Origin of the sequence: Brachybacterium sp. p3-SID1565, assembly GCF_025143785.1 — a bacterium.
Taxonomy (GTDB): domain Bacteria; phylum Actinomycetota; class Actinomycetes; order Actinomycetales; family Dermabacteraceae; genus Brachybacterium; species Brachybacterium epidermidis.
This window is the reverse complement of record NZ_JAMBDS010000078.1, coordinates 1-10,185: the sequence shown is the minus strand read 5'-3', so window position 1 is coordinate 10,185 and position 10,185 is coordinate 1. Positions and strand designations below refer to the sequence as shown.

Genomic DNA, 10,185 nt, shown 5'->3' with positions numbered 1-10,185 from the left:
CCTCGGAGCCGGACTCCGGTCCGGTCCCGGTGTTCCCGCCCCGTCGGCCGGAGGCCGCGGGACCGTTGCTTCGCTGCTGTGCAGCCATGTTCAGATCCTCTTCTCGTCCTGTGTCCGGGGGGCGATCACAGCGCCAGGCCGGCCTCGCGGGCACCGTCGGCGACGGCGGCCACACGGCCGTGGTACTTGTTCCCGCCGCGGTCGAACACGACGGACTCGATGCCCGCTGCCTTCGCCCGCTCGGCGATCAGGGCGCCGACGGTGCGGGCCTTGTCCGACTTGGTGGCGGTGGTGCCGCGCAGATCGGCCTCCATGGTGGAGGCCGACGCCAGGGTGCGGCCCAGGGAGTCGTCGACCACCTGGACGAACACGTGGCGCTGCGAGCGGGTGACGACCAGGCGGGGACGCTCGGCCGTGCCCACGACGCGGCGACGCACGCGCAGGTGGCGGCGACCGCGGTAGCGCAGCTTGCTGCCACGCGCGCCCTTGGTGTGCTTGAGTGCGTAACCCATGATCACTTACCAGCCTTTCCGGCCTTGCGCAGCACGACCTCGTCCGCGTAGCGCACGCCCTTGCCCTTGTAGGGCTCGGGCTTGCGAATCTTGCGGATGTTCGCGGCGACCTCGCCCACCTGCTGCTTGCTGATGCCGCTGACCGAGAACTTGGTCGGCGACTCGACGGCGAAGGTGATGCCCTCGGGGGCCTTCACCACCACGGGGTGGGAGAAGCCGAGCGCGAACTCCAGGTCCGTGCCCTTCGCGGTCACGCGGTAACCGGTGCCCACGATCTCCAGCTTCTTGGTGAAGCCCTCGGTCACGCCGAGGACCATGTTGTTGATCAGAGTGCGGGTCAGGCCGTGCAGGGCCTTGTTCTCGCGCTCGTCGTCGGGGCGGCTCACCACGATGCTGCCGTCCTCGCCGCGCTCAGCGGTGATGGGGGCAGGGATCTCGTGCTGCAGCTCGCCCTTGGGGCCGGTCACGGTGACCAGGTTCCCCTCGATGCTCACGTTCTTGACAGAGGCCGGCACTGCGACCGGCAGGCGTCCGATGCGGGACATTGTGGTTCTCCTCCCCCGCTCACCAGATGTAGGCGAGGACTTCCCCACCCACACCCTTCTTGGCAGCCTGCTTGTCGGTCAGCAGACCGGAGGACGTGGACAGGATCGCCACGCCCAGGCCTCCCAGGACCTTGGGCAGGTTGGTGGACTTCGCGTACACGCGCAGACCCGGCTTCGAGATACGACGCACACCGGAGATGGCGCGCTCACGGCTGTCGGAGTACTTGAGCACGAGGATCAGGTTCTTGCCCACCTCGGCGTCTTCCTCACGCCAGTCGACGATGTATCCCTCGGACTTCAGGATGTCGGCGATACGGCTCTTCAACTTCGAATACGGCATGGACACGGTCTCGTGGTACGCCCCGGAGGCGTTACGGATCCGCGTCAGCATGTCCGCGATCGGGTCGGTCATGGTCATGTCGTCTGCTTCTTCCTCACCTGGTTTCCTCCGGCAGTGCCGCAGGACCTATGGCGATAGTGCTTACCAGCTGCTCTTCGTGACACCGGGCAGCTCGCCGCGGTGGGCCATCTCGCGAAGGCACACACGGCACAGCCCGAACTTGCGGTACACGGAGTGCGGACGCCCGCAGCGCTGGCACCGGGTGTAGGCGCGCACCGCGAACTTCGGCTTGCGCTCCGACTTCTTGATCAGGGCGGTCTTGGCCATATCAGTTCTCCTTGAAGGGGAAGCCGAGCAGCTTGAGCAGCGCGCGTCCCTCGTCGTCGGTCTTCGCGGTGGTGACGACCGTGATGTCCATGCCGCGGACGCGGTCGATCTTGTCCTGGTCGATCTCGTGGAACATGACCTGCTCGGTGAGACCGAAGGTGTAGTTGCCGTTGCCGTCGAAGTGCTTCGGGGACAGACCGCGGAAGTCACGGATACGCGGCAGGGCGGTGGACAGCAGGCGGTCCAGGAACTCCCACATGCGATCGCCGCGCAGGGTGACGTGCGCGCCGATCGGCATGCCCTCACGCAGCTTGAACTGCGCGATGGACTTGCGAGCCTTGGTGACCTGCGGCTTCTGGCCGGTGATGGCGGCCAGGTCCTTGATGGCGCCGTCGATGACCTTGGAGTCGCGAGCCGCGTCGCCGACGCCCATGTTCACGACGATCTTGGTCAGGCCCGGCACCAGCATCACGTTCTGGTAGCCGAACTGCTCGGTGAGCTGGCCCTTGATGGTCTCGCGGTACTGGGTCTTCAGGCGCGGGGTGGGCGCCTGGGTGGAAGTCTCGGTCATCAGATGTCCTTCCCGGAGCGCTTGGAGTACCGCACGCGGGTCTGCTTGGTGCGGCCGTTCTCCAGCTCGATGGTCTCGACGCGGAAGCCGACCTTGGTGGGCTTGTTGTCCTCCGGGTCGACCAGCGCCACGTTGGAGACGTGGATGGGGGCCTCGCGCTGCTCGATGCCGCCCGCACCGCCGGCCTGCGTGGGACGCAGGTGGTGGGTGCGACGGTTGACGCCCTCGACCAGCACGCGCTGGCTCTCGGGGAACACCTGCAGGACGCGGCCCTGCTTGCCCTTGTCGCCGGCCTTCAGGCCACGCTCGGCGGCCTTGTCGGCATCGCTGGTGCGACCGGTGATGACCTGGACCAGGTCACCCTTCTTGATCTTCATCTTTGCCATGTCACAGCACCTCCGGCGCCAGCGAGATGATCTTCATGAACCGCTTGTCGCGCAGCTCGCGACCGACGGGCCCGAAGATGCGGGTACCGCGGGGCTCGCCGTCGGTCTTGAGGATCACCGCGGCGTTCTCGTCGAAACGGATGTAGGAGCCGTCGCTGCGGCGACGCTCCTTGGTAGTACGCACGACGACCGCCTTGACGACGTCGCCCTTCTTCACATTGCCGCCGGGAATGGCGTCCTTGACGGTGGCCACGATGGTGTCGCCGATGCCGGCGTAACGGCGACCGGAGCCACCGAGAACGCGGATGCAGAGGATCTCCTTGGCACCCGTGTTGTCGGCGACCTTGAGTCGCGACTCCTGCTGAATCACTCCGTACTCCTGTCGTCTCGCCGGTTCTCGCTCCCCCGCACTGCGGAAGCGCCGAGCCTGGCGGAACGGATGGTGGACCGCTGCCCGCCGAGCCCCGAGAGGGGGTTCGTCGGCGCGGAGGGCGGGCATCAAAAAACCCTCCGTCGGACTCGGGCACATGCTCCGCGGGCCTCCGGATGAATCCGGCCGATCCGCGGGACGGTGCGAGGTCTCCGTCGGGGGATGGACGCTGCCGTCCGCAACCTCCTCGCTCCAGCCCGGACTCACCCGGACGGCAGCGCGGAAGCGCAACCCGACAAGCATACGGGGTCCGCCCCTCCCCGCGGAAGACCGGCGCCCGGCCGATCCCCTGTGTCCTTGCGCACGCAGCCGCCGGTCCGCGCCCGACGCGTACGCTGACGGTGCCACATCCGCTCAGAGAAGAGGTCAGGCCTGTGATCGACATCGACATCGCCCGGCGGCTGCGCGATGCCGGGTTGGCGTGGGAGCCCGCGGACGGCGACTGGTTCGTGGTGGACAACGAGCTGCTGCGGCAGGAGCCGTTCATGCTGTCCTCGATGGTGATCGAGCGCGGCATCAGCCGTCACGGGCAGAGCGTGTTCCGCTTCAACGGCACCACCGAATGGGCGCTGGACTCCGTGGAGCAGTACGAGGCGGTGTGGATCCCGCGCGAGGGCCAGCTGCGCGACGCCCTCGGGGACGCGTTCCGGGAGCTGCGCCGCGAGACGACCGTCGACGGCGAGGTGTACGTCGTGCAGCTCGACGGGAGCAGGCAGCCCGCCGAGGCCGACGGTCCTGATTCGCAGCGCGAGGTGCGCGCCCCCAGCGCGGAGGACGCCTACGCCGGGGCCCTCCTGGTGCTGCTGACTCACAGCTGAGGCCGGCCGGCGAGACAGCGCTGGGGCATGCGGAAGGGCCGGCCTCCCTGGGGAGACCGGCCCTTCTCAGGTCCCGGGTGCGGTCACAAGGACCGTCCGATCACTTGGCCCGCTCGATGACCTCGACCAGGCGCCACCGCTTGGTGGCGCTGAGCGGCCTGGTCTCCATGATGAGGACGCGATCGCCGATGCCGGCGGTGTTCTCCTCGTCATGGGCCTTGAACTTGTTGGTCTTGGTCATGACCTTGCCGTAGAGGGCGTGCTTCACGCGCTCCTCGACCTCGACCACGATGGTCTTGTCCATCTTGTCGGAGGTGACGTAGCCGCGCAGGGTCTTGCGGTACGGACGCTCGTGGGACGACGCGTGCGCACCCTCCTTGGCGAGCTCCTCCTGCTCGACGGCGGTCTCCTCGACCTGGGAGTCGTTCTTGTTCATCTCTCAGTTCCTCGCTTCGCGGTCACTCGGCGGCGCCGGGCGCCTGACGGATGCCCAGCTCGCGCTCGCGCAGGATCGTGTAGATCCGTGCGATGTCCTTCTTGACGGACCGGAGGCGGCCGGAGCTCTCCAGCTGGCCGGTCGCGGACTGGAAACGGAGCTTGAACAGCTCGTCCTTGGCCTTCGCCAGCTCCTCGGCCAGCTTGGCGTCGTCCAGCTTGTCGAGTGCATCGGCGGTGAGCTTGGTCGCTGCCATCAGATGTCACCACCCTCTCGGCTCAGGATGCGGCACTTCATGGGGAGCTTGTGCATCGCCAGGCGCAGGGCCTCACGTGCAACGTCCTCGGGGACACCGGCGACCTCGAACATGACGCGGCCCGGCTTGATGTTGGCGACCCACCACTCCACCGAGCCCTTGCCGGAGCCCATGCGGACCTCGGCAGGCTTCTTGGTGAGCGGTCGATCGGGGTAGATGTTGATGAACACCTTGCCGCCACGCTTCATGTAGCGGGTCATGGCGATACGCGCCGCCTCGATCTGACGGTTGGTGACGTAGGCCGGCGCGAGCGCCTGGATGCCGTAGTCGCCGAACGCCAGATCGGTGCCGCCCTTGGCCATGCCGCTGCGGGTGGGGTGGTGCTGCTTGCGATGCTTGGTCCTGCGGGGGATCAGCATGTCGCTCAGGCCTCCGTTCCGGACTGCTGTGCAGCCGCCTGCTCGCCGGCGGCCGGGGCAGAGGCCGCGGCCTGCTGCTCCCCACCCTCACGACGGGCGGCGTTGCGCTCGTTGCGACGCCCGCGCGGACGCTCGGCACGCGGGCCGCGGCCGCCGGAGCGGGGACCCTGCGAGGCGGCCTGCTGGGCCGCGAGCTCCTTGGCGGTGACGTCGCCCTTGTAGATCCACACCTTCACGCCGATGCGGCCGAAGGCGGTGCGGGCCTCGTAGAAGCCGTAGTCGATGTTCGCCCGCAGGGTGTGCAGAGGCACGCGTCCCTCGCGGTAGAACTCGCTGCGGCTCATCTCGGCGCCGCCCAGGCGGCCGGAGACGGCCACGCGGATGCCCTTGGCGCCGGCGCGCTGCGCGGACTGCATGCCCTTGCGCATCGCACGACGGAAGGACACACGGGCGGCGAGCTGCTCGGCGATGCCCTGGGCGACCAGCTGCGCATCGGCCTCGGGGTTCTTGACCTCGAGGATGTTCAGCTGGATCTGCTTGCCGGTGAGCTTCTCCAGCTCACCGCGCAGACGCTCGGCCTCCGCGCCGCGACGCCCGATGACGATGCCCGGGCGGGCGGTGTGGAGGTCGACGCGGACACGATCGCGGGTGCGCTCGATCTCGACCTTGGAGATGCCGGCACGCTCGAGCCCCTCGGACATGAGCTTGCGGATCGCGACGTCTTCCTTCACGTAGTCGCGGTACCGCTGCCCCTCCTTGGTGGAGTCGGCGAACCACCGGCTGCTGTGCTCCGTGGTGATCCCGAGTCGGAACCCGTTCGGATTGACCTTCTGGCCCACTGGGACTCCTTACTTCTTCACGGGAGCGACAACCACGGTGACGTGGCTGGTGCGCTTCTTGATCTGGAAGGCGCGACCCTGAGCACGCGGCTGGAACCGCTTCATGGTCGGACCCTCGTCGACATAGGCGGCGGAGACCACCAGGTCGCGCTCGTCGAAGCGCTCCCCGGACTGATCCGCCTTGACCCGGGCGTTGGCGATCGCGGACTCCACGAGCTTGAGGACGGGCTCGCTGGCGGCCTGCGGGGCGAACCGCAGGGTGTCCAGGGCCTCGGCCGTGCTCTTGCCACGAATCAGGTCCACAACGCGGCGAGCCTTCATGGGCGACATGCGGAGATGCCGCACCTGCGCCTTGGCTTCCATTGCTGTCCTGCTTTCTTCTGGATGTCGGGGCGTGCTGTCTGGCTGACCTGGGTCAGCGGCGGCGGCCCTTGCGGTCGTCCTTCTCGTGGCCCTTGAAAGTCCGCGTGGGAGCGAACTCGCCGAGCTTGTGGCCGACCATCGACTCGGTGATGAACACCGTGACGTGCTTGCGGCCGTCATGCACTGCGAAGGTGTGGCCGAGGAAGTCCGGGGTGATGACCGAACGACGCGACCAGGTCTTGATGACGTTCTTGGTGCCCTTCTCGTTCTGGGCGTCCACCTTCTTCTGCAGGTGGTCGTCGACGAACGGGCCCTTGGCGATACTGCGAGGCATGTCCTGTGGTTCTCCCTATCAGCGCTTCTTGCCGGTCCGACGACGGCGCACGATGAGCTTGTCGCTCTCCTTGCCCGGTCGACGGGTGCGGCCCTCGGGCTGACCCCAGGGCGACACCGGGTGGCGACCGCCGGAGGTACGGCCCTCGCCACCACCGTGCGGGTGATCGACCGGGTTCATGACGACGCCGCGCACGTGCGGGCGCTTGCCCTTCCAGCGCATGCGGCCGGCCTTGCCCCAGTTGATGTTGGACTGCTCCGCGTTGCCGACCTCACCGATGGTGGCGCGGCAGCGGGCATCCACGTTGCGGATCTCGCCGGAGGGCATGCGCAGCTGCGCGTACGGGCCCTCCTTGGCGACGACCTGCACCGACGAACCCGCGGAGCGGGCAATCTTGGCGCCGCCACCGGGACGCAGCTCGATGGCGTGCACCACGGTGCCCAGCGGGATGTTGCGCAGCGGCAGGTTGTTGCCGGGCTTGATGTCGGCGCCGGGACCGTTCTCGATCCAGTCGCCCTGACGCAGCTTCGCCGGGGCCAGGATGTAGCGCTTCTCGCCGTCGGTGTAGTGCAGCAGCGCGATGCGGGCGGTGCGGTTCGGGTCGTACTCGATGTGGGCGACCTTCGCGTTGATGCCGTCCTTGTCGGCACGACGGAAGTCGATCACACGGTAGGCCCGCTTGTGGCCGCCGCCGCGGTGACGCGAGGTGATCCGGCCGTTGCTGTTGCGGCCGCCGGTCTTGGACAGCGGACGCACCAGGGACTTCTCCGGCGTGTCGCGGGTGATCTCGACGAAGTCGGCGACGCTCGAGCCGCGACGGCCCGGCGTGGTCGGCTTGTGCTTGCGAATTGCCATGGTGGCTTTCCCTCAGACTCTCTTCGGCTCCTCGGTGACCGGTCGCTCAGGCGACCGATCCTCCGAAGATGTCGATGGCTCCGTCGGTCAGGGTGACGATGGCGCGCTTGGTGTCCTTGCGCTTGCCGGTGCCGAAGCGCGTGCGCCGCGACTTGCCCTGCCGGTTGATGGTGTTCACCGAGGCGACCTTGACGTCGAAGACGGTCTCGACGGCGATCTTGATCTCGGTCTTGTTGGCGCGGGCGTCAACCAGGAAGGTGTACTTGCCCTCGTCCATCAGCCCGTAGCTCTTCTCGGAGACCACCGGGGCCAGCAGGACGTCGCGGGGATCCTTGTTCAGCGAGGTCACTTCGAGTCCTCCTCGGCATCAGTGGAGTCCGTGGACGGCTTGGCGTTGACGAACCCGGCGGCCTCGGCGGCCTCCTCGCTCGCGAACCAGACCTCGGCCTTGGTGCGGTCGTACCACGGGGATTCCACGGTGTGGAACTTCATCGAACCCGCGTTGCCCTTGATGGTGAAGCCCTCGGGGGCGGAGCCGTCGGCCAGAGCGGCCGCGGATCCCTCACCGTAAGGGGCGTCGGCCGGTGCGTCGGCAGCCGGCTCGGGAGCGGGGGCCTCGGCGTCGATGGACGCCTCGGCGACGGCGGCGGCCGCGGCCCGCTTCTCGGCGAACGAGGAGGTGGGCAGCGACAGGGTCGCCATGGCCACGAAGTCCTCCAGGGCACCGGCGGTGAACACGACGTCGTCGCTGCGCATGACGTCGTAGGTGTTCAGCTGGTCCGCGTACAGGACGTGGGCGATGGGCAGGTTGCGCGAGCTCAGCGCGCCGAGGTCGTCGTCGCGACGCACGACCACCAGCAGGTGGCGACGATCCGAGACGAGGCCCAGGGTGCTGCGCACGGCCTTGGTCGAGGGGACCTCGCCCTCCAGGAGGGCGGAGACCACGTGGACGCGGCCGTTGCGGGCGCGATCGGAGAGGGCACCGCGCAGAGCGGCGGCCTTCATCTTCTTGGGCGTGCGCTGCGAGTAGTCGCGCGGGACGGGTCCGTGGACCACGCCGCCGCCGGCGAACTGCGGCGCGCGGATCGAGCCCTGACGGGCGCGGCCGGTGCCCTTCTGCTTCCACGGCTTCTTGCCGCCACCGGCGACCTCACCGCGGGTCTTGGTCTTGTGGGTGCCCTGACGAGCGGCCGCCTGCTGGGCGACGACCACCTGGTGGATCAGGGGGACGTTGGTCTGCACGTCGAAGATCGATGCGGGCAGCTCGACGGTGCCGGTCTTCTTGCCGGCCGGGTCGAGGACGTCGACGGTCAGGTTCTCTGCCATCGGGCTCAGGCCTCCTTCGCGGGGCTCTTGGCAGCCGAGCGGACCAGCACGATGCCGCCCTTGGGGCCGGGGACGGCACCCTTGACGAGCACGAGGCCCTTCTCGGCGTCGACCGCGTGAACGGTCAGGTTCTGGACACTGGTGCGGGCGCCGCCCATGCGGCCGGCCATGCGCTGGCCCTTGAACACGCGACCAGGGGTGGAGGCGCCGCCGATCGAACCCGGCTTGCGGTGGTTGCGGTGGGCACCGTGGGAGGCGCTCACACCGGCGAAGCCGTGACGCTTCATGACGCCCGCATGGCCCTTGCCCTTGGAGGTGCCGACCACGTCGACCTTCTGGCCGGCCTCGAAGATCGAGGCGTCGATCTCCTGGCCGACGGTGAAGTCAGCGGCATCGGTGGTGCGCAGCTCCACGAGATGGCGGCGCGGGGTCACGCCTGCCTTCTCGAAGTGGCCCCGGAGGGGCTTGGAGACCTTGCGCGGATCGATCTGCCCGTAGGCGATCTGCACGGCGTCGTACCCGTCGGTCTCGACGGACCGCACCTGGGTGACGACATTGGAGCCCGTCTGCACGACGGTCACGGGGACGAGCTTTCCGTTCTCGTCCCAGACCTGGGTCATGCCGAGCTTGGTGCCGAGCACGCCGGACACGGCGCGGGCACGCTGTCCCGTCAGTTCGTTGCTCATTTCGACCTGCCTCAGAGCTTGATCTCGATGTTGACGTCCGCCGGCAGATCGAGGCGCATCAGCGAGTCCACGGCCTTGGGCGTGGGATCGACGATGTCGATCAGCCGCTTGTGCGTGCGCATCTCGAAGTGCTCACGGGAGTCCTTGTACTTGTGCGGCGACCGGATCACGACGAACACGTTCTTCTCGGTCGGCAGCGGCACCGGGCCCACGACCGTCGCACCCGCGGAGGTCACCGTGTCGACGATCTTGCGCGCCGAGCTGTCGATCACCTCGTGGTCGTACGACTTGAGCCGGATGCGGATCTTCTGTCCCGCCATGGCGTCCTGTCTCTTTTCTTCCGTCTGGCATTGATGCGGCCTCCCCCGGTACCCGAGGACGGGCGTGTCGGCCTCCGCGGGGCGGTGAAGCCCAGCCTGCGGCCGCCGAGTTCCGGCTGCGTCTGCGTCTGTTTCCCTCGTGCGATGCGCGGTCGGTGCAGGGAGCATCGTTCGCATCCTCGGGACGGACCTCATCCGGTGATCATTCGCCGCCAGGCCCGCGAGCATCACGCTGTGGTGAAGGGTCGGATTCGTGCGGAGAACGGAACCGGGCATGTCGGCCCGCGCAGACAACTCGAACAGTCTGCCAGAGCGGTACGTCTCCTCACAAGGGCGGGCCGGGTGCGGCCCATCACACCGGACGTGCCCGGAGGCATCGAGCACCCATCCCGGCGCTCAGCAGAAGCGCACCGCTCGCATCA

General features: G+C 68.2%; 19 protein-coding genes. 1 reads left to right on the top strand and 18 read right to left on the bottom strand.

Features of this window, described 5'->3' with window-relative positions; genetic code table 11:
• Window positions 1–125: 125 nt before the first annotated feature.
• From rplR to rplN, 7 genes are all read right to left on the bottom strand, one after another.
• Entirely contained in the window at window positions 126–512 is a 387-nt protein-coding gene (gene rplR, locus M4D54_RS13370) for a 50S ribosomal protein L18 (protein WP_193864446.1), read from the bottom strand.
• Window positions 513–514: 2 nt separating this feature from the next.
• Window positions 515–1,057: a 50S ribosomal protein L6 gene (gene rplF, locus M4D54_RS13365; protein WP_193864445.1), complete on the bottom strand. Its 543-nt coding sequence runs from the start codon at window positions 1,055–1,057 to the stop codon at window positions 515–517.
• Between the two features lie 19 nt (window positions 1,058–1,076).
• Window positions 1,077–1,475, bottom strand: a complete 399-nt coding sequence (rpsH, locus tag M4D54_RS13360; RefSeq protein ID WP_193864444.1) for a 30S ribosomal protein S8 — start codon at window positions 1,473–1,475, stop codon at window positions 1,077–1,079.
• A 63-nt stretch (window positions 1,476–1,538) separates the two neighbouring features.
• On the bottom strand, window positions 1,539–1,724 hold the full coding sequence (locus tag M4D54_RS13355; protein WP_010550318.1) for a type Z 30S ribosomal protein S14: 186 nt from the start codon (window positions 1,722–1,724) through the stop codon (window positions 1,539–1,541).
• 1 nt (window position 1,725) lies between these two features.
• A complete protein-coding gene (gene rplE, locus M4D54_RS13350; RefSeq protein WP_193864443.1) occupies window positions 1,726–2,295 on the bottom strand; it encodes a 50S ribosomal protein L5 in 570 nt (189 codons plus the stop codon).
• Entirely contained in the window at window positions 2,295–2,681 is a 387-nt protein-coding gene (gene rplX, locus M4D54_RS13345) for a 50S ribosomal protein L24 (RefSeq protein WP_228018422.1), read from the bottom strand. The genes rplE and rplX overlap by 1 nt, the downstream gene beginning before the upstream one ends.
• Before the next feature lies 1 nt (window position 2,682).
• Window positions 2,683–3,051, bottom strand: a complete 369-nt coding sequence (gene rplN / locus M4D54_RS13340) for a 50S ribosomal protein L14 (RefSeq protein WP_017824531.1) — start codon at window positions 3,049–3,051, stop codon at window positions 2,683–2,685.
• Window positions 3,052–3,485: 434 nt separating this feature from the next.
• Here rplN and M4D54_RS13335 point away from each other — a divergent pair, with 434 nt between their 5' ends.
• Complete coding sequence (locus M4D54_RS13335) at window positions 3,486–3,929, top strand: hypothetical protein (protein WP_193864442.1); 444 nt, start codon at window positions 3,486–3,488, stop codon at window positions 3,927–3,929.
• Window positions 3,930–4,029: 100 nt separating this feature from the next.
• Here M4D54_RS13335 and rpsQ read toward each other — a convergent pair whose 3' ends face one another.
• The 11 genes from rpsQ to rpsJ are packed head-to-tail and all read right to left on the bottom strand — an operon-like array spanning window position 4,030 to window position 9,763.
• Window positions 4,030–4,365 carry a 30S ribosomal protein S17 gene (rpsQ, locus tag M4D54_RS13330; RefSeq protein ID WP_193864441.1) on the bottom strand — a complete coding sequence of 112 codons (336 nt, stop codon included), beginning with the start codon at window positions 4,363–4,365 and terminating at the stop codon, window positions 4,030–4,032.
• Between the two features lie 22 nt (window positions 4,366–4,387).
• Entirely contained in the window at window positions 4,388–4,621 is a 234-nt protein-coding gene (rpmC, locus tag M4D54_RS13325) for a 50S ribosomal protein L29 (RefSeq protein ID WP_193864440.1), read from the bottom strand.
• A complete protein-coding gene (gene rplP / locus M4D54_RS13320; RefSeq protein ID WP_193864439.1) occupies window positions 4,621–5,040 on the bottom strand; it encodes a 50S ribosomal protein L16 in 420 nt (139 codons plus the stop codon). Before rplP ends, rpmC begins: the two co-directional genes overlap by 1 nt.
• A 5-nt stretch (window positions 5,041–5,045) precedes the next feature.
• Window positions 5,046–5,879 (bottom strand): 30S ribosomal protein S3, encoded by an 834-nt coding sequence (gene rpsC / locus M4D54_RS13315; RefSeq protein WP_193864437.1) that lies wholly within the window; start codon window positions 5,877–5,879, stop codon window positions 5,046–5,048.
• Window positions 5,880–5,888: 9 nt separating this feature from the next.
• Window positions 5,889–6,242, bottom strand: coding sequence for a 50S ribosomal protein L22 (gene rplV / locus M4D54_RS13310; RefSeq protein ID WP_017824525.1), 354 nt, complete (start codon window positions 6,240–6,242; stop codon window positions 5,889–5,891).
• 52 nt (window positions 6,243–6,294) lie between these two features.
• Window positions 6,295–6,576, bottom strand: coding sequence for a 30S ribosomal protein S19 (rpsS, locus tag M4D54_RS13305; RefSeq protein ID WP_193864436.1), 282 nt, complete (start codon window positions 6,574–6,576; stop codon window positions 6,295–6,297).
• 18 nt (window positions 6,577–6,594) lie between these two features.
• Complete coding sequence (gene rplB, locus M4D54_RS13300; RefSeq protein WP_193864435.1) at window positions 6,595–7,431, bottom strand: 50S ribosomal protein L2; 837 nt, start codon at window positions 7,429–7,431, stop codon at window positions 6,595–6,597.
• Window positions 7,432–7,477: 46 nt separating this feature from the next.
• The gene (gene rplW, locus M4D54_RS13295) at window positions 7,478–7,780 is read right to left on the bottom strand and encodes a 50S ribosomal protein L23 (protein WP_193864434.1); all 303 of its coding nucleotides are present in this window, start codon (window positions 7,778–7,780) and stop codon (window positions 7,478–7,480) included.
• Entirely contained in the window at window positions 7,777–8,757 is a 981-nt protein-coding gene (rplD, locus tag M4D54_RS13290; protein WP_193864433.1) for a 50S ribosomal protein L4, read from the bottom strand. Before rplD ends, rplW begins: the two co-directional genes overlap by 4 nt.
• Window positions 8,758–8,762: 5 nt before the next feature.
• Window positions 8,763–9,443 (bottom strand): 50S ribosomal protein L3, encoded by a 681-nt coding sequence (gene rplC / locus M4D54_RS13285; protein WP_193864432.1) that lies wholly within the window; start codon window positions 9,441–9,443, stop codon window positions 8,763–8,765.
• Between the two features lie 11 nt (window positions 9,444–9,454).
• Window positions 9,455–9,763: a 30S ribosomal protein S10 gene (rpsJ, locus tag M4D54_RS13280; RefSeq protein WP_010550334.1), complete on the bottom strand. Its 309-nt coding sequence runs from the start codon at window positions 9,761–9,763 to the stop codon at window positions 9,455–9,457.
• Window positions 9,764–10,185: the final 422 nt, after the last annotated feature.

Bases quoted from the DNA above. Each gene is read 5' to 3' on its own strand.
- rplC (WP_193864432.1), bottom strand. From the start codon at position 9,443: ATGAGCAACGAACTGACGGGACAGCGTGCCCGCGCCGTGTCCGGCGTG.
- rplP (WP_193864439.1), bottom strand. From the start codon at position 5,040: ATGCTGATCCCCCGCAGGACCAAGCATCGCAAGCAGCACCACCCCACC.
- rpsQ (WP_193864441.1), bottom strand. From the start codon at position 4,365: ATGAACAAGAACGACTCCCAGGTCGAGGAGACCGCCGTCGAGCAGGAG.
- rplF (WP_193864445.1), bottom strand. From the start codon at position 1,057: ATGTCCCGCATCGGACGCCTGCCGGTCGCAGTGCCGGCCTCTGTCAAG.
- rplB (WP_193864435.1), bottom strand. From the start codon at position 7,431: ATGGCAATTCGCAAGCACAAGCCGACCACGCCGGGCCGTCGCGGCTCG.
- M4D54_RS13355 (WP_010550318.1), bottom strand. From the start codon at position 1,724: ATGGCCAAGACCGCCCTGATCAAGAAGTCGGAGCGCAAGCCGAAGTTC.
- rplX (WP_228018422.1), bottom strand. From the start codon at position 2,681: ATGGCAAAGATGAAGATCAAGAAGGGTGACCTGGTCCAGGTCATCACC.
- rpmC (WP_193864440.1), bottom strand. From the start codon at position 4,621: ATGGCAGCGACCAAGCTCACCGCCGATGCACTCGACAAGCTGGACGAC.
- rplD (WP_193864433.1), bottom strand. From the start codon at position 8,757: ATGGCAGAGAACCTGACCGTCGACGTCCTCGACCCGGCCGGCAAGAAG.
- rpsS (WP_193864436.1), bottom strand. From the start codon at position 6,576: ATGCCTCGCAGTATCGCCAAGGGCCCGTTCGTCGACGACCACCTGCAG.
- rplV (WP_017824525.1), bottom strand. From the start codon at position 6,242: ATGGAAGCCAAGGCGCAGGTGCGGCATCTCCGCATGTCGCCCATGAAG.
- rplE (WP_193864443.1), bottom strand. From the start codon at position 2,295: ATGACCGAGACTTCCACCCAGGCGCCCACCCCGCGCCTGAAGACCCAG.
- rpsJ (WP_010550334.1), bottom strand. From the start codon at position 9,763: ATGGCGGGACAGAAGATCCGCATCCGGCTCAAGTCGTACGACCACGAG.
- rpsH (WP_193864444.1), bottom strand. From the start codon at position 1,475: ATGACCATGACCGACCCGATCGCGGACATGCTGACGCGGATCCGTAAC.
- rplR (WP_193864446.1), bottom strand. From the start codon at position 512: ATGGGTTACGCACTCAAGCACACCAAGGGCGCGCGTGGCAGCAAGCTG.